At 70.7% G+C, this 22,580-nt stretch carries 21 protein-coding genes; 13 read left to right on the top strand and 8 right to left on the bottom strand.

Features of this window, described 5'->3' with window-relative positions:
- Nucleotides 1-169 precede the first annotated feature (169 nt).
- The 5 genes from ABT061_RS19655 to ABT061_RS19635 all read left to right on the top strand — a co-directional run bounded on the left by ABT061_RS19655 (nucleotide 170) and on the right by ABT061_RS19635 (nucleotide 4,579).
- On the top strand, nucleotides 170-1,174 hold the full coding sequence (locus ABT061_RS19655; RefSeq protein WP_350919402.1) for an AAA family ATPase: 1,005 nt from the start codon (nucleotides 170-172) through the stop codon (nucleotides 1,172-1,174).
- Nucleotides 1,175-1,274: 100 nt separating this feature from the next.
- On the top strand, nucleotides 1,275-2,354 hold the full coding sequence (locus tag ABT061_RS19650) for a DUF58 domain-containing protein (RefSeq protein ID WP_350919400.1): 1,080 nt from the start codon (nucleotides 1,275-1,277) through the stop codon (nucleotides 2,352-2,354).
- Entirely contained in the window at nucleotides 2,351-3,298 is a 948-nt protein-coding gene (locus ABT061_RS19645) for a VWA domain-containing protein (RefSeq protein ID WP_350919397.1), read from the top strand. The genes ABT061_RS19650 and ABT061_RS19645 overlap by 4 nt, the downstream gene beginning before the upstream one ends.
- A 32-nt stretch (nucleotides 3,299-3,330) precedes the next feature.
- Nucleotides 3,331-3,945 (top strand): class I SAM-dependent methyltransferase, encoded by a 615-nt coding sequence (locus ABT061_RS19640; protein WP_350919394.1) that lies wholly within the window; start codon nucleotides 3,331-3,333, stop codon nucleotides 3,943-3,945.
- 76 nt (nucleotides 3,946-4,021) lie between these two features.
- Nucleotides 4,022-4,579 carry a TrmH family RNA methyltransferase gene (locus tag ABT061_RS19635; RefSeq protein WP_350919391.1) on the top strand — a complete coding sequence of 186 codons (558 nt, stop codon included), beginning with the start codon at nucleotides 4,022-4,024 and terminating at the stop codon, nucleotides 4,577-4,579.
- 3 nt (nucleotides 4,580-4,582) lie between these two features.
- Here ABT061_RS19635 and qcrB read toward each other — a convergent pair whose 3' ends face one another.
- Entirely contained in the window at nucleotides 4,583-6,262 is a 1,680-nt protein-coding gene (qcrB, locus tag ABT061_RS19630) for a cytochrome bc1 complex cytochrome b subunit (RefSeq protein ID WP_350919388.1), read from the bottom strand.
- Between the two features lie 241 nt (nucleotides 6,263-6,503).
- On the opposite strand from qcrB, the gene ABT061_RS19625 reads away from it, so the two are divergent.
- The 4 genes from ABT061_RS19625 to ABT061_RS19610 all read left to right on the top strand — a co-directional run bounded on the left by ABT061_RS19625 (nucleotide 6,504) and on the right by ABT061_RS19610 (nucleotide 10,293).
- Complete coding sequence (locus ABT061_RS19625; RefSeq protein ID WP_350919386.1) at nucleotides 6,504-7,301, top strand: glycerophosphodiester phosphodiesterase family protein; 798 nt, start codon at nucleotides 6,504-6,506, stop codon at nucleotides 7,299-7,301.
- An 18-nt stretch (nucleotides 7,302-7,319) separates the two neighbouring features.
- Entirely contained in the window at nucleotides 7,320-8,822 is a 1,503-nt protein-coding gene (locus ABT061_RS19620) for an MFS transporter (RefSeq protein ID WP_350919383.1), read from the top strand.
- Nucleotides 8,823-8,970: 148 nt separating this feature from the next.
- Nucleotides 8,971-9,315: an RNA polymerase-binding protein RbpA gene (locus ABT061_RS19615; RefSeq protein WP_030904469.1), complete on the top strand. Its 345-nt coding sequence runs from the start codon at nucleotides 8,971-8,973 to the stop codon at nucleotides 9,313-9,315.
- A 159-nt stretch (nucleotides 9,316-9,474) separates the two neighbouring features.
- A complete protein-coding gene (locus tag ABT061_RS19610) occupies nucleotides 9,475-10,293 on the top strand; it encodes an isocitrate lyase/PEP mutase family protein (protein WP_350919380.1) in 819 nt (272 codons plus the stop codon).
- On the opposite strand, the gene ABT061_RS19605 is transcribed toward ABT061_RS19610, so the two are convergent.
- Both ABT061_RS19605 and ABT061_RS19600 read right to left on the bottom strand, forming a co-directional pair.
- Nucleotides 10,275-11,513 (bottom strand): PP2C family protein-serine/threonine phosphatase, encoded by a 1,239-nt coding sequence (locus ABT061_RS19605; protein ID WP_350919449.1) that lies wholly within the window; start codon nucleotides 11,511-11,513, stop codon nucleotides 10,275-10,277. The two genes, ABT061_RS19610 and ABT061_RS19605, sit on opposite strands and share 19 nt — an antisense overlap.
- Before the next feature lie 215 nt (nucleotides 11,514-11,728).
- Complete coding sequence (locus ABT061_RS19600) at nucleotides 11,729-11,911, bottom strand: hypothetical protein (RefSeq protein ID WP_350919377.1); 183 nt, start codon at nucleotides 11,909-11,911, stop codon at nucleotides 11,729-11,731.
- Nucleotides 11,912-12,166: 255 nt separating this feature from the next.
- Between ABT061_RS19600 and ABT061_RS19595 the strand changes: the two genes are divergently transcribed.
- Together ABT061_RS19595 and ABT061_RS19590 are read left to right on the top strand one after the other, a co-directional pair.
- Nucleotides 12,167-13,288, top strand: a complete 1,122-nt coding sequence (locus ABT061_RS19595; RefSeq protein WP_350919374.1) for a S1 family peptidase — start codon at nucleotides 12,167-12,169, stop codon at nucleotides 13,286-13,288.
- Between the two features lie 64 nt (nucleotides 13,289-13,352).
- A complete protein-coding gene (locus ABT061_RS19590) occupies nucleotides 13,353-13,916 on the top strand; it encodes a snapalysin family zinc-dependent metalloprotease (protein ID WP_350919371.1) in 564 nt (187 codons plus the stop codon).
- A 105-nt stretch (nucleotides 13,917-14,021) separates the two neighbouring features.
- Here ABT061_RS19590 and ABT061_RS19585 read toward each other — a convergent pair whose 3' ends face one another.
- A complete protein-coding gene (locus ABT061_RS19585; RefSeq protein ID WP_350919368.1) occupies nucleotides 14,022-14,519 on the bottom strand; it encodes a GNAT family N-acetyltransferase in 498 nt (165 codons plus the stop codon).
- A 186-nt stretch (nucleotides 14,520-14,705) separates the two neighbouring features.
- Here ABT061_RS19585 and ABT061_RS19580 point away from each other — a divergent pair, with 186 nt between their 5' ends.
- The gene (locus tag ABT061_RS19580; RefSeq protein ID WP_350919365.1) at nucleotides 14,706-15,149 is read left to right on the top strand and encodes an SRPBCC family protein; all 444 of its coding nucleotides are present in this window, start codon (nucleotides 14,706-14,708) and stop codon (nucleotides 15,147-15,149) included.
- Here the strand turns inward: ABT061_RS19580 and ABT061_RS19575 are convergent.
- The 4 genes from ABT061_RS19575 to ABT061_RS19560 all read right to left on the bottom strand — a co-directional run bounded on the left by ABT061_RS19575 (nucleotide 15,136) and on the right by ABT061_RS19560 (nucleotide 21,142).
- Nucleotides 15,136-15,711, bottom strand: a complete 576-nt coding sequence (locus ABT061_RS19575; protein WP_350919362.1) for an FxsA family protein — start codon at nucleotides 15,709-15,711, stop codon at nucleotides 15,136-15,138. The two genes, ABT061_RS19580 and ABT061_RS19575, sit on opposite strands and share 14 nt — an antisense overlap.
- Before the next feature lie 130 nt (nucleotides 15,712-15,841).
- Nucleotides 15,842-16,594, bottom strand: coding sequence for a polyprenol monophosphomannose synthase (locus ABT061_RS19570; RefSeq protein ID WP_350919359.1), 753 nt, complete (start codon nucleotides 16,592-16,594; stop codon nucleotides 15,842-15,844).
- On the bottom strand, nucleotides 16,594-18,255 hold the full coding sequence (lnt, locus tag ABT061_RS19565; RefSeq protein ID WP_350919356.1) for an apolipoprotein N-acyltransferase: 1,662 nt from the start codon (nucleotides 18,253-18,255) through the stop codon (nucleotides 16,594-16,596). The genes ABT061_RS19570 and lnt overlap by 1 nt, the downstream gene beginning before the upstream one ends.
- Before the next feature lie 580 nt (nucleotides 18,256-18,835).
- Nucleotides 18,836-21,142, bottom strand: coding sequence for a HelD family protein (locus tag ABT061_RS19560; protein WP_502991458.1), 2,307 nt, complete (start codon nucleotides 21,140-21,142; stop codon nucleotides 18,836-18,838).
- Nucleotides 21,143-21,356: 214 nt separating this feature from the next.
- Here ABT061_RS19560 and ABT061_RS19555 point away from each other — a divergent pair, with 214 nt between their 5' ends.
- Nucleotides 21,357-22,553, top strand: coding sequence for an ROK family transcriptional regulator (locus tag ABT061_RS19555; RefSeq protein ID WP_350919350.1), 1,197 nt, complete (start codon nucleotides 21,357-21,359; stop codon nucleotides 22,551-22,553).
- Nucleotides 22,554-22,580: the final 27 nt, after the last annotated feature.

Below are 22,580 nucleotides of genomic sequence, written 5' to 3'. Positions count from 1 at the left end.
CGAGCCACCACCGGGCTCGGGTGACCTCCCCCACCCGGGGAGTCGGCTTCTCGCCTCCCTCAGCCGGGATGGGCACCGGCCGTCTCGAACACGGGAACCATGACGGGGAAGGCGATTCACCGCCGGGTCGACCCGGCGGTTCCCTTCCCGGACGTGATGGAATATCGACATGACCGTCGCAGAAGAACTGCCGAGCGAGATCGACACCGGACTGCTGCGCGACGCCCTGACCGAGGTCCGGCGGGTCATCGTCGGGCAGGAACACATGGTGGAGCGGTTGCTCGTGGCGCTCCTCGCCCGCGGCCACTGCCTGCTGGAGGGCGTGCCGGGCGTGGCCAAGACCCTGGCCGCCTCGACGCTGGCCACCGTGGTCGGCGGCGCCTTCGCCCGTATCCAGTTCACCCCCGACCTGGTTCCCAGCGACATCGTGGGCACCCGGGTGTACCACCCCTCCCGCGAGGTCTTCGACGTCGAGCTCGGCCCGGTGTTCGTCAACTTCCTGCTCGCCGACGAGATCAACCGGGCCCCGGCCAAGGTGCAGTCGGCACTGCTGGAGGTCATGGCCGAGCGGCAGGTGACCCTGGCCGGGGAGACCCATCCGCTGCCCAGGCCGTTCATCGTGCTGGCCACCCAGAACCCGATCGAGTCCGAGGGCGTCTACCCCCTCCCCGAGGTCCAGCGCGACCGGTTCCTGTTCAAGATCCGCGTCACCCATCCCAGCGCCCACGAGGAGCTGGAGATCCTGCACCGGATGAGCGTCACGCCGCCGACTCCCAGGGCGGTGCTCGACCCCGCGCGGCTGGCCGCCCTGCAGTCGATGGCCGATCAGGTCTCGGTCCACCAGCTCGTCGCCGACTACGTGGTCAGGCTCGTGATGGCCACCCGCTCCCCCGTCGACTACGGCCTGGCCGGGCTGGAGGAGAACATCGAGATCGGTGTCAGCCCCCGGGCCACCCTCGGCCTGGTCGCCGCGGGGCGTGGCCTGGCACTGCTGCGGGGCCGCGACTACCTGCTCCCCGACGACATCCGCGACGTGGCGGTGGACGTGATGTCCCACCGGCTGATGCTCACCTTCGACGCCCTGGCCGACGGGATCGACCCCGAGGACGTGATCCGCCAGATCCTCGCCGCCGTTCCGCCCCCCCTCGTCGTCTGGAACCAGGGCCCCCGGTGACCACCTCAGAAAGCGGCGTGGGGACGTGCCCATGCCCGGACTGAGGGACTTCCGTGAGGCCGCGCCGGGGACTGGACTGAGGAGTGAAGGAGCGAAGCGGATGAACGACGAGGGAAGGAGCCGGATCCCAGCGGCCGAACCGCGACGCGCAGCGTCGCCGATAGCGGGGAAGGAGCCGGATAAGAGCGGCCTCACCGCGACGCGCCAGCGTCGCCATCAACACAGCGTCGCCATAGGCACCGCCGAGCAGGCACTGCGGCGGCTGGAGCTCACCATCGTGCGGCGCCTGGACGGGTTGCTGCAGGGGGCGTACCAGGGGCTCCTTCCCGGTCCTGGAAGCGAGTTCGGCGACAGCCGGGTCTACGTGCCCGGCGAGGACGACATCCGGCGGATGGACTGGGCGGTGACCGCCCGCACGACGGTCCCGCACGTGCGTGACCTGGTCGCCGACCGGGAGCTGGAGACCTGGGCGCTGGCGGACCTGTCTCCCAGCATGGACTTCGGTACCGCCGACATGGAGAAGCGGGACCTGGTCGTGGCCGCCATCGGGGCGATCGGCTTCCTGTCGGGCCGGATCGGAAACCGCTTCGGCGCGTACGTCCTGCACGACGAGTACGTTCACCGGATGCCCGCCAGGAGCGGCCGCCCGGCACTGTACGGCCTGCTGCACTCGCTGATGGAGGCTCCCAGAGGTCGTGCCGTCGCCGACGCCCCCGACCTGGCCGAGGCGATCGAGGTGATGGCCTCGGCACGGCGACGGCGCGGCCTGCGAGTGATCGTCTCCGACTTCCTCGACCCCGACCCCACTCTCGATCCCACCCTGGAACTGCCCTGGGAGCGGCCGATCCGCAGGCTGGCCGCTCACCACCAGGTAATGGCCGTCGAGGTGATCGACCCCCGCGAGCTGGAGCTGCCGGCGGTCGGACTGGTCAACCTGACCGATCCGGAGTCGGGGCGGAGCCGCCAGATCCAGCTCACGCCCAAGGTCCGCCGGGCGTACGCGGAGGCCGCCGCCGCGCAGCGGGCGGCCAACCAGACGGCGTTGCGCCGCTGTGGGGTGGCCCACCTGGTGCTGCGCACCGACCGCGACTGGGTCTTCGACATCGCCCAGTTCGTGCTGCGGCAGCGGCGCATGGCGTACCTGACCCATAGGCACCCGAGGTCGGGAGCGACACGGTGACTTTCCTCTCTCCGGCCTGGCTGTGGCTGTTCGCCGCGCTGGCGCTGCTCGTGGCGGGCTACGTGGCCGCCCAGTTCGCCCGGCGCCGCTACGCGCTGCGCTTCACCAACCTGCCGCTGCTGACGCTGGTGACCCCCCCGGGACCCGGCTGGCGGCGGCACGTCGCCCCGCTGCTGTTCTTCGTCATGATGGGCCTGCTGATCGTGGGCGCGGCCCGTCCCGCCGATTCGGTGCGGATCCCCCGCGACCGTGCGACGATCATCATCGCGCTGGACGTCTCGCTGTCGATGGAGGCCGACGACGTCCAGCCGAACCGGATCGCCGCGGCCAAGGAGGCGGCCCAGAAGTTCGTCGCGGACCTGCCGGAACGCTTCAACGTCGGGCTGGTCGCCTTCGCCCGCTCCGCCTCCGTCGTGGTCTCCCCCACCACCGACCACCAGGCGGTGAGCACCTCCCTCGGCAACCTGAGCACCCGTGCGGGCACCGCGATCGGCGAGGCGGTGTTCAGCTCCCTGGACTCGTTGCGCTCCTTCGACCAGCAGGCGGTGACCGACCCCCCGCCGGCGGCGATCGTACTGCTATCCGACGGCGACAACACCTCTGGCCGCTCGGTGGCGGAGGCGATCGAGTCGGCGATGAGCTCGCGTGTGCCGGTCTCCACGATCGCCTACGGCACCCAGGAGGGCACCGTCTCGATCGACGGGCGCGACGTGAACGTGCCGGTGAACAAGACCACCCTGCAGACCCTGTCGGACGGCACGGGCGGCCGGGCCTACGAGGCGGAGTCCGGCAGCCAGCTGCGGGAGGTGTACGAGCAGATCGGCACCTCGCTGGGCTACCGGACGGTCAACCAGGAGGTCACCCAGTGGTTCGTGGTGGCGGCGGTCCTGACCGGGCTGGTGACCGCCGGGGTGGCCCTGCTGCTGGGGTCGCGGCTGCCCTGAGCCGGTCCCGGCCATTGGTAACGTTCTACGACGTGGCACATTACTTCGAGGAGCGTCCCGAGACCGCCGGCCGTCCCGGCTCGGTCACGCTCGTGCTCCCCGACCTTCACCTGAAGCTGGAGACCGACAGCGGGGTCTTCTCCGCCGAGCGCGTCGATGTGGGCACCCGGATCCTGCTGGAGAGCGTGCCTCCTCCGCCGTCCGGCGGCGACCTGCTCGACCTGGGCTGCGGCTACGGGCCGATCGCGCTGACGATGGCCTCGCGCGCTCCCGAGGCGACGGTCTGGGCGGTGGACGTCAACCGCAGGTCCGTGGAGCTGTGCGCCAGGAACGCCAGGTCCGCCTCCCTCGGCAACGTGAGGGCGATGCATGTCGACGAGGTTCCGCCCCAGGTGCGGTTCTCCGCCATCTGGTCCAATCCGGCGATCCGCATCGGCAAGGCCGCGATGCACGAGATGCTGACCCGCTGGCTGTCACGCCTCACCCCCGACGGCGTCGCCCACCTGGTGGTCCAGAAGCACCTGGGCTCGGACTCCCTGCAGCGCTGGCTGAACGAGCGGGGCTGGCCCACCGAGCGGGTGGCCTCCCGCTCGGCGTACCGGATCCTCCGGGTGGAGGCCGGGTCGCAGGCGGACCCGGCGCGGTGAGCAGGGTCATCCCGGCGGGCGGGACACGAGCCGTCCGAGAGACGAACGAGGAACGACGAGGAACGGTGAACGACCGATGACGGCGAACCCACGCAGGCAGCTGCGCCCGACCGATGTCAAGCGCCTCAACCGCACCTGGCGGAGGAACACCGAGGGGCGGCTCGCGCTGATCCTGGAGTCGGTGACCGGCCCGTTCAACGTCGGTTCCATCTTCCGCACGGCCGCCGCCTTCGGGGTGGAGCGGATCTGGCTGGCGGGCAACGCCACCCCGCCGACCAACCCCAAGGCGCAGAAGACCGCGCTGGGCACCGACCGCCTGGTGGCCTGGGAGGAGCCGGTGCCCGTCCTGGAGGCCGTCCGGGCGGCCAGGGACGACGGGTTCACCGTGGTCGCGGTGGAGTTGACCGGCGACGCGGTGCCCCTGTCCGAGGCCAAGCTGGACGGCGACGTGTGCCTGGTGGTGGGCAGCGAGGATCACGGATGTTCCCCCGCGCTGCTGGAGGCCGTCGACGGCGTCTGCTACATCCCGCAGGTGGGCCGGGTCGGCTCGTTCAACGTCTCGGTCGCGGCGGCGATCGCGGTGGCGGAGGTCCGCCGCCAGGAGTGGTCGGGCAAGGCGCTGCCGGAGGACTGACCGTCACCGGGGCGGGCGCCCGCTCTCATCCGTGCTCGAGCCGGTGCCCGAACCGATGGCCGCGCGCCCTTCGGCCCCCCGCCCGTCCTGCCTCTGCCCGTCGTGCCCCCGGGCGCCGTCGAGCGGGACCTTCTCGCCTCCGTAGATCCTGCTCATCCTGGCGCGAAGCCTGGCGAGCCGGCGATGTCTCCCGGCCGCGGGGATCCCCTCCTCGTCCTCGGTGGCCGCGGGGACGGTCGGGATCGGCTTCTTGCCCCGGATGAGAGCCTCGATGCCCTCGTTGGGCGGGACGTGCACCTCGATGTAGTCACCCAGCGGCCGACGCTTGATCACACCGGTCTCCACGCCGTGGCCGATCTGCGCGGCGTCGCGGCGCTGCAGGCCCAGGCAGATCCGGTAGGTGATGTAGTAGGCCAGGGCCGGCCCCAGGAAGATCATGACGCGGCCGGTGTAGGTCAGCGCGTTCAGCGAGAGGTGGAAGAACGCGGCGATCTCGTCGTTCGACGCTATCAGCCACAGGATCCCGTAGAACGTGATCGCGGCCATGCCGATCGAGGTGCGGTGCGGGTTGTTGCGGGGACGGTCCACGACGTGGTGCTCGCGGTGGTCTCCGGTGACCCACGGCTCGATGAACGGATACAGCGCCAGGCCCGTCATGATGATGCCCATCGGCACCAGCGCCGGGATCAGCACGCTCAGCGGCAGCGTGAAGCCCAGGAAATTGATCTCCCAGGAGGGCATCAGGCGGAGCGCGCCGTCGAGGAACGCCAGATAGAAGTCGGGCTGCGAGCCCGCCGAGATGTTGGCCGGGGTGTAGGGACCGTACAGCCAGATCGGGTTGATCTGGGCGAAGGTGCCCAGCAGCGCGATGACGCCGAAGGTGAACATGAAAAAGGCGTTGGACTTGGCGATGAAGGACGGGTAGAAGGGCCCGCCCACCACGTTGTCGTTGGTGTGCCCCTTGCCCGGCAGCTGCGTGTGCTTCAGCACCCAGGTCAGCATCAGGTGGGCGGTGATCAGCGCCAGCAGGACGCCCGGCAGGAGCAGGATGTGTATCGAGTAGAACCGCGAGATGATGTCCTCGCCGGGATACTGGCCGCCGAAGAGGAAGAAGGTGAGCCAGGTGCCGATCACCGGAAACGAGATCATCGTGCCTGCGGTGATCCGCAGGCCGACTCCGGAGAGCAGGTCGTCGGCCAGGGAGTAGCCGGTCAATCCCTCGGCCAGGGCCAGCGTCAGCAGCAGCACGCCGATCACCCAGTTCAGCTCCCGGGGCTTGCGGTAGGCGCCCATGAAGAAGATCCGGAGCATGTGCGCCATCATCCCGGCGACGAACAGCAGGGCGGCCCAGTGGTGCATCTGCCGCATCAGCAGGCCGCCGCGCACATCGAAGCTGATGTTCAACGTCGAGGCGTACGCCTCGGACATCAGGACGCCCCGCAGCGGGCCGTAGGAGCCGTCGTAGACGACCTCGCCCATGGTGGGCCTGAAGAAGAACGTCAGGAACACGCCGGTCAGCAGCAGGACGACGAACGAGTAGAGCGGGATCTCGCCGAGCAGGAACGTCCAGTGATCAGGGAAGATCTTCCGCAGGTTGCGCTTGAGAAAGGGGGCGGCGCCAAGGCGGTCGTCGACGAAACCGCCGACGCCCGCCACGGGCTTCGGAATGCTCCCGGTGCTCATGCGCGGCCTCCGTTCTCGTGGACCTCGGTCTCGACGTCGTGCTCCCGTGAACCGAGAACCAGCTGAAACGGCGAGGTCTGCCGTGGACGACCAGGTATTTTTCATCATCCATGGCGATGAACAAGCCGGTGAACAAGCCGAGGCAAAGACTCGCCGATCGGCTCCGTTCCGGGGTCTTGTGACCCAAATGTTCATCTGCTCGCGATGACGAGCCCTGCTCACAGGGGGCATACTCCTGCACGTGCAGCGTCGTTACCCCTTCCTCGATCATCCCGCCCCACTTGCCTTCGCCCACCGGGGCGGGGCCGCCGAGGGCAGGGAGAACACCTTCGCCGCCTTCGAGCGGGCCGTCGAGCTCGGCTACACCTACCTGGAGACCGACGCGCACGCCACCTCCGACGGGGTGCTCCTGGCCTTCCACGACCACACGCTGGACCGGGTGACCGACCGCCGGGGACGGATCGCCGCGCTGCCGTACCGGCTGGTGCGCGAGGCGCGGATCGGCGGCGTGGACGAGATCCCGTTGTTGGAGGACCTGCTGGGCTCGTGGCCCGAGGCGCGCTTCAACATCGACGTCAAGGAGGCGGAGGCCATCGCGCCGCTCGCCGAGGTGGTCAGGCGGACCGCCTCCCACAACCGGATCTGCCTCACCTCCTTCTCCGAGGAGCGACTCGCCCGTGCCCGCGCCGCGATCGGTCGCGAGGTGTGCTCCTCGCTCGGACCACGCGGCGTGGCGGCCCTGCGCGCCGCCGCCACCACCTCCGGGTACGGCCGGCTGCTCGCCCGCCTGGCCCGCGCCGGGGTGCCGTGCGCGCAGGTGCCGGTGGGCTTCCGCGGCCTGCGGATCGCCACGCCCGCCCTGGTCCGCACGGCACACGCGCTCGGCATGCAGGTCCACGTGTGGACCGTCAACAACACCGGGGTGATGGAACGCCTGCTCGACGCGGGCGTGGACGGCCTGATGACCGACAACATCTCCGGACTGCGCGACGTGCTGGAGGCCCGTGGCCAGTGGCACCCCGGCCGTCTCGCCGCATGAACCGCATGAGCCGCGCGGGTGGCGCGCGGGCGCGTGGCCGCCGGAACAGGCGCGGCCCCGCGAGAGCACCGACCCGGCCACCGCGCGCGTGCCCTCTCGTGGCGACCTGAGCGCACGACGGCGCGAGCACCCCTTCCCCCGCCCCCCAGCGAACCGAGGACCCCCATGACCTCCGAACAGGTCGTCGAGGAAACCCCCCAGGCCCGCCGTCGCGAACAGCGCGGCTGGTACTTCTACGACTGGGCGAACTCCGCCTTCCCCACCACTGTCCTGACGGTCTTCCTCGGCCCCTACCTGACGACGATCGCGGAGACCGCCGCCCAGGGCCGCCCTTATGTGGACGTGCTCGGGTTCGACGTGCGGCCCAGCGCCTACTACTCCTTCGTGGTGGGCAGCGCGGCCATCCTGCAGATCATCCTGATGCCCGTGGCGGGCGCCCTGGCCGATCACACCGGCCGCAAGAAGGAGCTCATGGGGCTGTTCGCCTACCTCGGCGCCGGTGCCACCCTCTGCTTCTGGTTCGTCGCCGACGGACGCTACCTGCTGGGCGGCGCGCTGTTCCTGGTGGCCAACGTCGCCTTCGCCGCCGCGTTCGTGATCTACAACTCGTTCCTGCCGGAGATCGCCACGGCGGACGAGCGCGACCGGGTCTCCGCCCAGGGATGGGGTTTCGGCTACCTCGGCGGCGGCCTGCTACTCGCCTTCCACCTGGCACTCTTCCTCAAGCACAAGTCCTTCGGCGTCACCGAGGGCGAGGCCGTGCGCATCGCCCTGGCCTCGGCGGGCCTGTGGTGGGGCGGGTTCACCGTCATCCCGCTGCTGCGGCTGCGCAACCGGCGGGCGCTCGCCCCCGGCGCCGAGACGGCCGGTCAGGCCGTGACGGGCAGCTTCCGCCAGCTGGGCCGCACCATCAGGGAACTGCGGCGCTACCCGCTGACCCTGGGCTTCCTGGTCGCCTACCTCATCTACAACGACGGCGTGCAGACGGTCATCTCCTTCTCGGCCACCTATGCCGACAAGGAACTCGGCCTTGACCAGACCGTACGGATCGCGGCGATCCTGATGGTGCAGTTCGTGGCCTTCTTCGGGGCGCTGCTGCTCGGCCGGCTCGCCGGCTCGTACGGGGCCAAGCGGGTCGTGATGGTCGCGCTGATCGCCTGGGTCGCCGTGGTGGCCGTGGCCTACTTCCTGCCCAAGGGGTCGGCGGGGCCTTTCTTCGCGCTGGGATTCGCCATCGCGATCGTGATGGGCGGGACGCAGGCACTGTCGCGGTCGCTGTTCTCACACGTGATCCCGCGGGGCAAGGAGGCGGAGTACTACAGCCTGTACGAGATCAGCGACAAGGGCTCGACGTTCCTCGGATCGTTCACCCTCGGCCTGGCGCTCCAGCTGACCGACAGCTACCGCCTGGGCATCATCTCTTTGGTGATCTTCTTCGTGCTCGGTTTCGTGCTGCTCGCCCTCATCGACCTGCCCAAGGCCATCAGATCGGCCGGAAACCAGGTGCCGGAACGCCTCTGAGAACGCCCCGGAAAAGGGTTCCTTCACAGACCGGGTCAAGAACGTGCGATTGGATCACCCTGTCTGTGGGAATCCACACACGGTATCAAGCGTTGTACGCCGTGGGAGACGAACCCCTCACGACGGGGCCCTCAGGAGGCATTCAGACATGGGCGAGCGTGCGCTACGCGGTACCCGGCTCGGGGCGACCAGCTACGAGAACGACCGCAACACCGATCTGGCCCCGCGCCAGGAGGTGTCCTACACCTGCCCGAAGGGCCATCGATTCGACGTTCCGCTTGCCGCTGAGGCCGAGATCCCGGCGACCTGGGAGTGCCGCATGTGCGGTGCGACCGCCCTCCGGGTGGACGGCGAGGTGCCGGAGGCCAAGAAGGCCAAGCCCCCACGCACGCACTGGGACATGCTGCTGGAGCGCCGCACGATCGAGGACCTGGAGGAGGTGCTCAACGAGCGCCTGGCGATTCTACGCGCCCAGCGCCGCAAGAGCGCCTGACGGATTCGAAGGGACGGAGACCTTGGGCCCCCTGACCAGGGGGCCCAAGGTCTCCGTCTTCTCCGCTGCCCCGGTGACGGCCTGGGCGCGAAGTGGCTCAACCGATTAATACGGAATTGGTCCTTGGGGTCGGTCTACTTTCTCCCTAAGGTCACTTCCATGACCACTCAGACCAGCAGAGAAACCACCGGCACCACCTCGACGACGGCCGGTGAGAAAGCCGCGGCGCTCCGGGCGCTGCACGTGCCGGGCCGTCCGCTGGTGGTGCCCAACGTCTGGGACGCCGCGTCGGCACGTGCCGTCGAGGCCGAGGGGTTCCCGGTGATCGCCACCGGCAGCGCCGCCGTCGCCCCGGTGCTCGGCTACGACGACGGTGAGGAGACACCGGTCGAGGAGATGCTGGCCGCGATCGCCAGGATCAGCCGCTCGGTCGGCCTGCCCGTCACCGCGGACATGGAGCGCGGCTACGGGCTGGAGCCCGCCGAACTGGTCGAGCGGCTCGCCGCCGCCGGGGCTTCCGGCTGCAACCTGGAGGATTCCGATCCGCGCACCGGCGCCATGGTCGACGCCGACGAGCAGGCGGCCTTCCTGGGCGCCGTCCGGTCCGCCGCGGTCGACGCCGGCGTGGACCTGGTGATCAACGCGCGGATCGACACCTACATGAACGGCACGGGAGACGCCGGGGAGCGACTGGCCGAATCGGTGCGGCGGGGCCGCCGCTACCTGGAGGCGGGCGCCGACTGCGTCTACCCGATCTTCGCGGCCGAGGCCGAGGCCGTCCGCGCACTGGCCGAGCGGATCGAGGGGCCGATCAACATCCTGTTCCGTCCGGGCACGCCGTCGCTCGGCGAGCTGGCCTCCCTCGGGGTGGCCCGGGTGAGCTTCGGCCACGGCCTGCACAAGGCCGTGCAGGCGTACACGGCCCGGATGCTCACCGCGATCCGGGACGGCGAGAGCCCCTATTCCCCCGCGCTCTGACCCGGCGCCCCGCCGGGCCAGAGGCTGAGCTTGCCCCCGGCTCTGTCACACCACTCCACCAGCAGCACCGTGGCGTCGTCCTGGAGCCTGCCGTCATGGTGTTTCAGCACGCTGCGGACCAGGCGGCGCAGGGTTTCCGGCACGGGCAGGTCGTCGGCGTTGTGCCGGACGATGAAGTCGACGAAGCGCTCCAGGCCGAACTCCCTGCCCTCTCGGTCGCGGGCCTCGATCATGCCGTCGGTGTAGAGGAGCACGCGGTCGCCCGGCTCCAACTGCTCCCTGCACAGGGTCACCGGCAGCCCGAGTCCGAGGCCCAGCGGGTGAGCGGGCGGGCACCTCAAGGTGGTGACCCATCGCCCCCCTCTGATCACCACCGGCGGGTGATGGCCCCGGTTGACCCAGGTGAACACTCCGGTGCGTATGTTCAGGTTGGCCAGAATGGCCGTGGCGAAACGGTTGCCCCGGCCGAACTCCTTGATCAGCACCTCCTCGATCCCCTCGCTGACCCGGACGAGGCCGATACCCTGGCGGCGCTGGTTGCGGCAGGCGGCCACCGCGAGGTTGGCGGTCAGCCCGGCTGACGCGTCATGGCCCATCGCGTCGAAGACCGCCAGGTGGACGGATTCTCCGGCCAGCCCGTAGTCGAAGGCGTCGCCACCGAGCTCGTACGCCGGTTCGAGCACGGCGCCGATCACCACCTTCTCGCCGGCGAAGGTGAGCGGCGGCAACAGGTTCCACTGCATCTCGGCGGCGACGTTCATCGGCCGGGTCCGCACCAGCCGGGCATAGGAGTCGCTCTGGGAACGCTTGCTCACCAGCATCAGCGCGACCGCGGACGCCAGATACCGCATGTCCTCCTGTGCCCGGTCGCCGTCGGTGTCCGGCCGGACGCTGACGCGCAGTACCCCGAGGCGTTCCGTGCCGTCCAGCAGCGGCACCCACCATCGTCCCACCTCGCCGGCGGCACCGGCGCTGGACAGGACCCGCACCTCCTGGAAGGCCCGCCCCGCCAGCGTTCCGTCGATCCGCAGCTCGGCCGGCTCCCGCTCGGCACCCTCGCCACCGCCCCGGCCGGCCAGCAGGCGCAGCACGTCCTGCTGCAGATCGGCCAGATAGATCAGCACGTCGTACAGACCGGCGTGGGCGGCATGCTCCTCGACAAGGGACGGCAGCCGCTCCACCGTGCTCAGATGGCTGGCCTCGACAAGTCCCGCGAGCATTCTCGCCCGTCCCCGGTAAGGCCCCACGTCGTTCCCGCCCGCCTGCGGCGTGGATGGTGCAGATCCGTCCACGGCAACTCCTCGAGACCCCCGGCCCGCGCCGGACGCCGAACACGAGCGGCCCATCCGGCGCCTGTAAGAGAATCTCTACCCCCGCCAAGGGGATCGACCCGGGTTCTCCCAGCGGGATCCGTACCCGTGCCGTGGGCGGCCCGTCAATCGCCCCCGCACAGGGCGACGGCCTGCTGGTGCGGGTAGACGTGCTTCAGATCGTGTCCGGGGGGCAGGACGCAGCGGCGCTCGTCGTGCTCGGTGTGCGGGCACCGGGACGCGTCATCGCGGCGTGGTAACGGCGCCGGCCCTCCGTTCCCACCGTCGACGGCGACTTCTTCGGCCATGGGCACGCGTCCTCCTGCAACCGGTCGTTCGACGCCGCTCCCTCCGATCTCTTTCAGAGATCGACATCTGTGCGCCGAGGGCAAGGTGATCAGTCTTCCAGAGTCCTTCACAGCCGCGTGAGTGGGGTGGACCAGTCGATCACGCGCCCGCCATCGGTGATCAGGACTCCATAACATCGCGATAGGGATTGTTTGGGAGATCCCTTAACGGGCGCCCCGCAAATACCTTGACAGCACCCCTCACAAGGAGTGTTCATGTTACGTCGAGGTACCCTCCTGGCCGGAGCCACCACCGTGGCCCTGTACCTGGTCGCCACCGTGGCGCCCGCCGTCGCAGCACCCGCCCCCCTCGCCCCCCAGCCTCCGGCAGCGATGCTCGAGGCCCTCCAGCGCGACCTCGGCCTCACCGCCGAGCAGGCCGTCCAGCGACTGGCCAACGAGCAGCGCGCGGCCGCCTCGGAGTCCGCCCTGAGCGGTGAGCTCGGCGCCGACTACGCCGGCGCCTGGCTCAACGGCGACGCCTCCCAGCTCTCCGTGGCCACCACCGACGCCGCCGACGCCGCCGCCATCAGGGCCAAGGGCGCACAACCCGTGATCGTCGGCCGGACCCTGGCCGAACTCAACGCCGTCAAGGACGGTCTCGACCAGGCCTCCGCGGAGGCGAAGGCCGGCGCCTCCCTCTGGTACGTCGACGTGACCACCAACAGCGTCGTCGTCCTCACCGGTGACCAGGCCGCGGGCGAGGCCCTCGTCGCCGCCGCGGGCGTCGACAAGAACGCCGTACGGGTGACGCTCTCCGCCGAGAAGCCCCAGCCCCTCATCAACATCATCGGCGGCAGCGCCTACTACATCGGCTCCAGCCGGTGCAGCATCGGCTTCTCCGTCCGTAAGGGAACCACCCCCGGCTTCGTGACCGCGGGACACTGCGGCCGGGCCAGCAACGCCACCAGCAACCCGTCCGGCACCTTCCAGGGCTCGTCGTTCCCCGGCAACGACTACGCCTGGGTCGCCACTCCCGGCCACACCGTGCAGCCGTGGGTGCGCGGTTCCGGCGGCGCGAACGTGATCGTCCGCGGCTCCACCCAGGCCTCGGTCGGCGCCTCGATCTGCCGCTCGGGCTCGACCACCGGCTGGCGCTGCGGCGTCATCAGCCAGCACAACACCAGCGTGACCTACTCGCAGGGCACGGTGAGCGGCCTGACCCGCACCACCGTGTGCGCCGAGCCGGGCGACTCCGGCGGCTCCTACATCTCCGGCAGCCAGGCCCAGGGCGTCACCTCCGGCGGCTCGGGCAACTGCTCCGTCGGCGGCACCACCTACCACCAGCCGGTCAACGAGATCCTCTCGGTGTACGGGCTGACGCTCGTCACCGGCTGATCCCACCTCCTCACCAGCTGCTCCCCGCGAGCAACCCCCCGATGGCCGAGGAGGCCCGCTAGAAATGTCCGGAATCACTCGCCTCGGTGTCGCCCTCGTCCTGGGACTGGCCTTCCTGGTGGCCATCCCCGCCCAGGCCACGCTCGTCCACGCGGCGGACGCCCGTACGGCGGCCGTACGCGTGCTCAGGTACGACGCGAGCAGGGCCGCGGAGTTCCGGTCCGCCGTGGATCAGGCGGCACAAATCTGGAACTCCAGCGTCTCGAACGTGCGACTGGTGGCCGGCAGCCCCGCGGACTTCGTGGTGCTCGCCGACAACGGCTGGCCTCGCGCGCAGCCCACCAGCCTGGGCCGCGGAACCGTGTGGATGGGGCGGCAGGCGACCGCCGAGGGCCACAACCCGCTGCGTATCGCCACCCACGAGATCGGCCACATCCTGGGCCTGCCCGACCGGCGCACCGGCCGGTGCACGGACCTGATGTCCGGCGCGAGCGCGGGCACGAGTTGCACCAACCCCTACCCGAACGCGGCGGAGAAGGCCGAAGTCCAGCGGAACTTCGCCGGGTTCGCCCCGGCGATCGACTTCGGTGAGATCTACGTCGACAGCCCGGAGCGCGTGGCGTCCTAGCCGATCATCTAGGTACCCGCGGGCACCTCGCCGGCCCGGCCGAACCCATCGGCCGGGCCGGCGAGGGCGTGTCGGCCTGCGTTCGCCGGGAGCCCTCCGGGCCTTTCACGACAGGAGTTTCTCGAAGCAGTGGGAGCCCGTGAGCCGCTCGTACGGTGGGAAGATCGGGACAGGGGTGTACCCCTCCCTCCGGTACAGCCTCACCGCGTCCGGCTGGCGGTCGCCGGTCTGCAGGACGACCCGGGACGCGCCCAGCGCGCGAGCCGCGTCCTCCGCCGCGGCCAGCAGGGCTCGCGCCACGCGGCTGCCCCGGTGCGAGGGGGCCACGAACATCCGCTTGAGCTCGAGTTCCTCGCCGAGCCTGCGCAGCGCCACGTGCCCGACGGGGAGCCCCTCCGCCGAGTACGCGACCCCGCTGTAGGCGACGGTCTCGGGCTCGACGTCCATGCCCCGGGGCAGCAGGTCGGGGGTGGCGGCGAGCAGGTCGGCGTAGCGGGCGCGCATCTCCTCGGCCATGGCCTGGCGCAGCGCCACGGCCGCGGCGTCGTCCCAGGGCACGGACCTGACCGTGACCAGGCCGGTTCCCTCCGCGAACGCGGTCATGACAGCCCCTCTCCCTCTCTCTGTTCCCATGGTCACAGACCCGCATGGCACCGGCCCGCACCGGCGTCGCCCGTCAGGCCGTCACATTCTAAATATCGATTTAAAAGGTAGGAAAATAGTATTTTCCTGTCAATGTTCGTGGCGCGCCCCAGGGGGCGGCCGCCGGGCAGTGGGAAGGAACCGGAGGTGACCCGTTCTCATATCAGCGTCTCGGTGGACGCACATGCCCGGCCCGAGCAGGTCTTCTCCGTGCTGACCGACTGGTCGAGGCACGACGAGTGGATGGTCCTGACCCGGGCCCGGGTCACCGCAGGGAACGGCCGTAGCGCCGGGAGCCGGCTGGCGGCCTTCACCGGCGTGGGGCCTCTCGGGTTCCTCGACACCATGGAGATCACCGAGTGGGACCCGCCCAGGAGCGTGGGGGTCCGGCACACGGGACGGCCGGTGCGCGGCACCGGGGTCTTCCGCGTGCTGCCCCGTGAGGGCGGCGGCAGCACGATCATCTGGGAAGAGGATCTCGACCTGCCGTTCGGCGCGGCCGGGCGGCTCGGCTGGCTGGCGGTCAGGCCGCTGAACGCCGCGCTGTTCCGGCTCTCACTGCGCCGTCTGGCCGCGCTCAGCGATCGGTGAGGCTCCGGGGGCCGGCGGTCCCGTCGGAGGCCCCTTCGGGGGCTCTTCCAGGTGCGGCCGGCTCGTCACGGATGACCTCCCCGTGCAGGACCGGACCCGAGCCGGGCGGCCTCCCGGCGTCGCGCAGCACGTCGAAGGGCGACCCGTCGCCGAACGGCGAACCGAGCCCGGCACCTGCCGCGTTCCTGGCCATGATGGTGCGGACCCGGCGGGCGAAGAACCAGGCTCCGAGCCTGCGGACCATCGGCCGGGTGAAGGGCAGCAGGCACAGGATGCCCAGCACGTCGGAGAGGAATCCGGGGATGAGCAGCAAGGTGCCGCCCACCAGGATCAGGCCGCCGCCGGCGAGCTCGCGGTCGGGCATCCGCCCGCTCTGCAGCGCGCTCTGGAGGTTACGCCAGGCCCGGCGGCCCTCGCGGCGCACGATCCAGGAACCGAGCAGGCCGCCGGCGAGCAGGAGGGCCAGCGTCGTCCAGCCACCGATGACCTGACCGACCTGAATGAGCACCAACACCTCAAGGACCGGCACTACAAGGAAGGTCAGGACCAGCAGAAAACGCATCTTTGCCTCAACTCATGCGACAGCCGTATGACATGACAACGCCGCGGAGCGGCCGCGCGTTCCGCGTTCGCTCAGCGTGGACGCATCTTCGGCGGAGACTCAGAACCACGCTCTCGCCGTACCCCGGGGATCAGCGACCACGGCGGCGGCGCAGACGCGCGGGCAGGCCCATGACACCCCAGGCGGCGACCCGCCAGAAGGCCTCGACCACGACGCCACGGCCCATCTTGCTGGTCCCGATGGTGCGATCCACGAAGGTGATCGGCACCTCGGTGACGCGCAGCCCGTTGCGGACCGTGCGCAGGGTCAGATCCACCTGGAAGCAGTAGCCCTGTGACTCGACGTCCTCCAGGCCGATTTTCTCCAGGGTGGCGGCACGGTAGGCACGGAACCCCGCGGTGGCGTCGCGGACCGGAAGGCCGAGCATGAACCGGGTGTAGACGTTGGCGCCGCGCGACAGGAACTCCCGCGAGGCCGGCCAGTTGACGACCTTGCCGCCGGGCACCCACCGGGAGCCGATCGCCAGGTCGGCCCCGCCGGCCAGCCTGTCCAGCAGCTTGGGCAGTTCCTCTGGCCGGTGGGAGCCGTCGGCGTCCATCTCCACGAGGACACCGAAGCCCTCCCCCAGGCCCCAGCGGAAACCCGCGATGTAGGCCGCGCCCAGGCCCTGCTTGCCTCCCGGCCGGTGCAGCACGTGGACGTGGTCGTCGTCGGCCACCAGCTTGTCGGCGACCGCCCCCGTGCCGTCGGGGCTGTCGTCGTCGACGACCAGGAGGTGCGCCTCGGGCACGGCCTCGCGCAGCCGCCGGGTGATCATCGGCAGGTTCTCCCGCTCGTTGTACGTCGGGACGATGACGAGCACCCGACCAAGCATCCGCTCCATCACGCGTCTCCCACCTGCTGATCGTCTTTTCGGATCACGGGGTGCCCCACGCTAGGCGTCCGGCGCCGCCAGGCGACGGCCAGTGCGCCCGCACCCACAAGTATCAAGGCCCATTCGGGCAGCGCGCCCACGCGTGTGGCGATGGTTTGCGCGGTCCTGACCGGGACTGTCAGGACGTTCATGGCGGGCACCAGTTCCCCGGTGCGCCAGGCGATCGAACCGCTCGGAGTCACATATGCCGATATACCCGTAATTGCGGAAGTGATCACCGCCCGATTGTGCTCCACGGCCCGCAACTGGGACATGGCGAGTTGCTGCGGCGGCAGATTGGTCAGCGCGTAGGTGGCGTTGTTGGTCTGCACCACCAGCGGCGAGGCGCCCGTCCTGGCGGTGTCGCCCACGATGCCGTCGAAGGCCACCTCGTAGCAGTTGATCGCGCCGATGGTCACCGGCCCCAGTCTGAGGTCGCCGTCACGGGTGCCCGCCACCGACTGCTTACCGACCAGGGACGCGCGTTCGAACAGGGCCAGCACGAGGTCCTTGAGCGGGGTGTACTCCCCGAAGGGGACCAGTTGCTGCTTGTCGTAGTGGGCGCCGGGCCCGGTGACCGGGTCCCAGACCAGGCTGCGGGTCGCCCGGTTGTTCTCCCCGATCCCGACCACCGCGCCGACCAGGACGGGCACCCCGATGTCCTTGACCGCCGCGTCGATCTCGCTCCTGGCGAACTCGCTGCGCAGCGGGTCGATGTCCGTGGAGTTCTCCGGCAGCACGACCAGGTCGGGGCGGGGAGTCCTGCCCTCCCTGACGTCCCGCGCCATCTGGTGGAGCATCCGGGTGTGGTTGCCGAGGACCACGGCCGGCTCGTCGCCCAGCGGGTGCATGCCCCGGCCGGGGACGTTGCCCTGGATGACGCCGATGGTCACGTTTCTGCCCTCGTCGCCGTACCGGGGGACGGCCAGCGCCCCGGCCGGCACGGCCAGCGCCCCGGCGAGCGGCCACGCGACGGCCCGCCCCCAGCGCGGGCCCCGGGCCCCTTCCGGGGCCGAAGACGTGCGCGGTGCCGATCGCGACACCGCCAGCGCGAGCAGGCCACCGCACAGGGCCACCGCGAAGCTCACCAGCGGCGCCCCGCCGAGTGCCGCGTACGGGGTGAAGATCGACTCACCCTGGCTGAAGGCCACCCGCGCCCAGGGGAACCCGCCGAAGGGGAACTCGCCCCTGGCCCACTCGGCCGCCACCCAGAGCGCGGCGCTCCACAGCGGCCACAGGCGCAATCTGGCCACCAGGGCGGTGCCCGTACCCCAGGCGCCGTAGAAGGCGCTCTCCATGGCGACCAGCCCCAGCCAGGCATCGATGCCGATCGGGCTCACCCAGTACAGGCCGGGCAGCAGCAGGGCGAGCCCGGCCAGCAGGCCCAGCCAGGCGCCACGGCGCGGGCGGGTGCCGTGCACCGCCAGGACCGCCGAGGCCATGCCGAGCGGCGCGAGGAACCAGAGCCCGAGCGGCGGGAAGGCGAGGAAGATCAGCAGGCCACCGGCCACCACACCCGCGACACGGGCGGGCAGTTCCAGACGGGACGGGGGAGGCGAGGTCACCTCACCTGACGGGTCGTCCGTATCGGATGCCTCCGGCACCGGGGCGGCCGTCTTCTCCTGCACCACGGGCGGGGCTCCTTGCCATGTCGTACGGGCCGGTGACGCCCGGTCCTCCTAGCCCGAACGCTACCGCCCAGCGGGCACGCCCCCAAAAAGTTCCACGACATATTCCTCGCAAGCCCACCAGATCGCCCTGAAACCAGCAAACCACCCGGAGGGGCTCCATAACCGGCAACGGGGCGGTCCGGGGTGTCCTTCGACACCCCGGACCGCCCCGACGCTTGCGGCGCTCGCACGGGAGCGGGAAGAGAGCCCGGGCAACCCTTCGGACCGGTTCCGTCCCGTCGGCGGCGAGCGCGGATTGCCGTTGTCTACTGGGTGCCCGGACCCCTCCTGGGTCCAACCCCCCGCCCGGAAGGAGTGCCCCGCCTCGACGGACTGCCGGTCCTGCGTCTGGCTGAACGGACGGGGTCACCCCCGTCACGGGCGCAGGAAACGGCGATGTCGAAAGGCGGCCGACCGGCCAGTCCCGTGCTGGACTGGGCAGCAAACTACCGAGCCCAGCGCAGATGTCAACCGTGTCACTAACAGCGGAAACATCAAGTTTTCGCAGCTGGGACATGATCGACGAGAGCCGTCAATGGTCTCATGTGATCCGATGTCTCTCAAGTCGAGCGAGGGCATCGGGAAGCGGACCGTCGTGCACGACGCCAAGCCGCTGGGTCGCGCGGGTCAACGCCACGTAAAGGTCGCTGGCCCCGCGCGGGGACTCGCCCAGGATCGACTCCGGTTCGACCACGATGACCGCGTCGAACTCCAGCCCCTTGGCCTCGGCGACGGTCAGCACCGCCACCTGGGCGTCCAGGGCGGCGGCCCCCGGACCGGCGACCGCGCCGTCGACGGAGCGGACCACCACCTCTCCGAGCTCCCGCGCGCGCGACTCAGGGACGATCACGACAAGTCGCCCACCCTCCACGATCTCGGCCTTGACGACGTCGCCGAGCGAGGCCGTCGGTGAGGCCGCCCACGGGCGCGCCCCGGTCTCCCTGACCGAGGCCGGGGCCTTCAGCGCCGGATCGACCAGGGTGAGCACGTCGGCGGCCACCGCCATCAGCTCCGCCGGAGTGCGGTAGTTGACGCTGAGGGTCTCCTCGCGCCAGCGCCCGGCCACGTAGGGGTCGAGGACCCGGCCCCAGGAGTGCGCCCCGGCCGAGGATCCGGTCTGGGCCAGGTCGCCGACGATCGTCATCGACCGCGTCGGGCAGCGGCGCATCAGCATCCGCCAGTCCATCGGCGACAGCTCCTGCGCCTCGTCCACGATGACGTGGCCGAAGGCCCAGGAGCGGTCGGCCGCGGCGCGCTCGGCGGTGGTCAGGAAGACGTCGTCGCCGAGGTGACGGGCGGCGAACTTCTCGGCGTCCATGATGTCGGAGAGCCCGGTCAGCTCCAGGACCTCCTTGGCGTACTCGAGCTGGTGCTGCCGCTCGTCGAGCGCGGCGGCACGCTGCGCCGCCTGCTCCTCCTCGGCCATCCAGGCCCCGGCCCGCAGCACCGCGGGGTCGATGTCGCCGAGCAGTTCGGCGGCCTCGTCCAGCAGCGGCACGTCGGACTCGGCCCACCAGCTCTCCCCCTTGCGGGGCGGCTCGCGCAGCATCAGCTCCCGCTCGGCCTCGCCGAACTCGGCGGCGGCGTGGTCGAGGCGCTCCCGGGAGGTGAACAGTCCGATCAGGAGCTGCTGTGGTGTGACGTAGGGCCACAGCCGGTTCAGGGCCGCCTTGACGGGCCGCTCGGTACGGAGCTCCTCACGGATGTCGGCCAGCTCGTCGTCGTCGATCATCCCCTTGCCCAGCTGCCTGGCCGCCTGGCGGGCGAGCGCGTTGAGCAGGTGGCGGACGAAGAGCGCGCGGGCCTCGTTGTGCGCCCGCCTGGAGCGGGCCGCCCTGTTGCGTGCCGCCTCCAGGACGTTGCCCTCCAGCCGCAGGGTGTAGCGGTCGAGGCGGATCTCGATCGGCTTGCGCGGCACCCGCTGCCGCTCGCGCACGGCCCGTGCGATGACCTGGGCCATCCGGGAGTCGCCCTTGAGCCCGGCCACCTCCGGGGACTCCTTGCGCCCGGGAACGACCCCCGGGTACAGCTCGGAGACCGTCGACAACAGCACGTCGGTCTCCCCCAGGGAGGGCAGTACCTGCTCGATGTAGCGCAGGAATGTCAGGTTCGGCCCGAGTATGAGCACCCCCCTGCGGGCCAGCTTCTCCCTGTGGGTGTAGAGCAGGTAGGCCGCGCGGTGCAGCGCGACCACGGTCTTGCCGGTCCCGGGACCGCCCTGCACGACCAGTACCCCGCCCAGGTCCGAGCGGATGATGCGGTCCTGCTCCGACTGGATGGTGGCCACGATGTCGCGCATCCGCCCGGTGCGCCGCGCGGCCAGGGAGGCGAGCAGGGCGGCCTCCCCGTTGAGGGTGGCCACGTCCTCGTCCGTGAGGTTGTCGAGATCCAGGAGATCATCGTCGACCCCGATCACCCTGCGCCCCTTGGTCTGCAGGTGGCGACGGCGGATGACGCCCATCGAGGCCGCCGGGGTGGCGCCGTAGAAGGGCTGGGCGACCGGGGCGCGCCAGTCGATCAGCAATCGGCGCTGATCGTCGTCGGCCATGCCGATGCGGCCGATGTAGAGGGAGGTGTCGTCGGCGTTGTCGAGCCGGCCGAAGCACAGGCCGTTCTCGACGGCCCACAGACGGCCCAGACGCTCGGCGTACATCCCGGCGAAGGTGTCGCGCTCAGAGCGGTTCTGGTGCGTGCCCCCGCTCCCTCCCTGCGCGAGGACGCCGTCCAGCTGCCGCTGGGTGCGCTCGCGCAGCAGATCGAGCCTCGCGTAGAGACCGGAGACGTACTCCTGCTCCTTGGTCAGCTCGATTTGACGGGTTGCCGTCGCTCCATTATCGTTGCTAGTAATGGGATACTCCGGACCATTGCGCTAGTTGTTATGACAAACCATCACCCTAGCAGGTCCGTTGAGAAGTTTACCCGCCCCTGCGCCATCACAGCTTTATTGCGACGGCTCCTGCCCGCTTGACGAGGATCCGCCGGGTTCCTTACATTCACTCGAAGTTAGGAAAGTTTCCTAACTTCGCTTCGCCGGTGAATGCGAGGACACACGCGGAGGGCCAGTGAAACAGCCGACGCCGGGCACCCCCAGCCTGCTGCGCGCGATCAACGACCGCGCCGCCCTGCAGGCGCTGCTGGAGCGCGGCCCGCTGACCCGCCCGGAGATCGGCGCCCTCACCGGCCTGTCCAAGCCCACCGCCTCGCAGCTCCTCATCCGCCTGCAGGAGGCGGGCCTGGTCGTGCTCAACGGCATCCGCGAGGGACTGCCCGGCCGCACCGCCGAGGTCTACCGGCTCAACCCGGCCGCCGCGTACGCCGCCGCGATGGACGTCACGCGCGCGGGCATCGACGTCAGGGTCGCCGACATCACCGGCGCCGTGGTCGGCGAGTACCACCTGCCCACTCCCGGCCGCTCCGGCGGCGACGCGGTGGAGCGGGTCGCCGCCGCGCTGGAGGGCGCGGGCGCCCCGGCGACGCCGCGGTGCGCGGTCATCGGCGTGCAGGGCACGATCGACCCGGGCACCGGCAGGCTGGCCTACGCCACCAGCAGGGACATGCCCGGCTGGCACATCCCCGACCTGGTCCGCGCCCTCGGCGACGGCCTGGGCATACCGGTCGCGATAGAGAACAACGTCAACCTCGTCGCCCAGGCCGAGCAGGCGCACGGCGTGGGCCGGGGCCACCGGGACTTCGTGCTGCTCTGGGCCGACGAGGGCCTGGGCGCGGCGCTGGTCCTCGGCGGCCGGCTGCACCGGGGCGCCACCGGCGGCGCCGGCGAGATCGGCTACATGCCCACCCCCGGCGCGCCGACCGCCAGGGAGACCGGCCGCTACGCCAACCACGGCTACCAGGCACTGACCGGCGGCCCCGCGGTGCTCAAGATCCTCCGGTCGTACGGCGTGCGCGGCGGCGCCCCCGCGCAGGCGGTGCTGAACGCGGTGCGGGCCGCCGCCTCCACCGGCAGGCGCGCCGACGACGCCCGTGCCGGGCTGCGCGACATCGCCTCCCGGCTGGCGGTCGGGCTGGCCTCGATCACCTCGGTCATCGACCCCGAGATCATCGTGCTGACCGGCGGGACCCTGCTCGCGGGCGGCGACACCCTGCGCGAGCTCGTCGAGCACGAACTCCACGCGCTGACCATCCCCCGACCACCGCTGCTGCTGTCAACCGTCGAGGGCAATCCCGTCCTCGCCGGCGCGCTGGATCTGGCCCTCGCGACCGTACGCGACGAGGTCTTCGGCTCCACAGTCCCTTCTTGACCCTCCCGTGTACCCCCCACCCCCCAG

This window comes from Streptosporangium sp. NPDC002544 (assembly GCF_040295965.1).
Taxonomy (GTDB): Bacteria; Actinomycetota; Actinomycetes; order Streptosporangiales; family Streptosporangiaceae; genus Streptosporangium.
Note: the sequence above shows the minus strand (reverse complement) of the source record. Positions and strands in the feature narration are given on the sequence as shown.

Coding starts and splice junctions, on each gene's coding strand:
- ABT061_RS19605 (WP_350919449.1), bottom strand. CDS start 11,513: ATGCTCGCGGGACTTGTCGAGGCCAGCCATCTGAGCACGGTGGAGCGG.
- ABT061_RS19635 (WP_350919391.1), top strand. CDS start 4,022: ATGACGGCGAACCCACGCAGGCAGCTGCGCCCGACCGATGTCAAGCGC.
- ABT061_RS19610 (WP_350919380.1), top strand. CDS start 9,475: ATGACCACTCAGACCAGCAGAGAAACCACCGGCACCACCTCGACGACG.
- ABT061_RS19590 (WP_350919371.1), top strand. CDS start 13,353: ATGTCCGGAATCACTCGCCTCGGTGTCGCCCTCGTCCTGGGACTGGCC.
- ABT061_RS19650 (WP_350919400.1), top strand. CDS start 1,275: ATGAACGACGAGGGAAGGAGCCGGATCCCAGCGGCCGAACCGCGACGC.
- ABT061_RS19600 (WP_350919377.1), bottom strand. CDS start 11,911: ATGGCCGAAGAAGTCGCCGTCGACGGTGGGAACGGAGGGCCGGCGCCG.
- ABT061_RS19585 (WP_350919368.1), bottom strand. CDS start 14,519: ATGACCGCGTTCGCGGAGGGAACCGGCCTGGTCACGGTCAGGTCCGTG.
- ABT061_RS19655 (WP_350919402.1), top strand. CDS start 170: ATGACCGTCGCAGAAGAACTGCCGAGCGAGATCGACACCGGACTGCTG.
- ABT061_RS19595 (WP_350919374.1), top strand. CDS start 12,167: ATGTTACGTCGAGGTACCCTCCTGGCCGGAGCCACCACCGTGGCCCTG.
- ABT061_RS19615 (WP_030904469.1), top strand. CDS start 8,971: ATGGGCGAGCGTGCGCTACGCGGTACCCGGCTCGGGGCGACCAGCTAC.
- ABT061_RS19570 (WP_350919359.1), bottom strand. CDS start 16,594: ATGGAGCGGATGCTTGGTCGGGTGCTCGTCATCGTCCCGACGTACAAC.
- ABT061_RS19575 (WP_350919362.1), bottom strand. CDS start 15,711: ATGCGTTTTCTGCTGGTCCTGACCTTCCTTGTAGTGCCGGTCCTTGAG.
- qcrB (WP_350919388.1), bottom strand. CDS start 6,262: ATGAGCACCGGGAGCATTCCGAAGCCCGTGGCGGGCGTCGGCGGTTTC.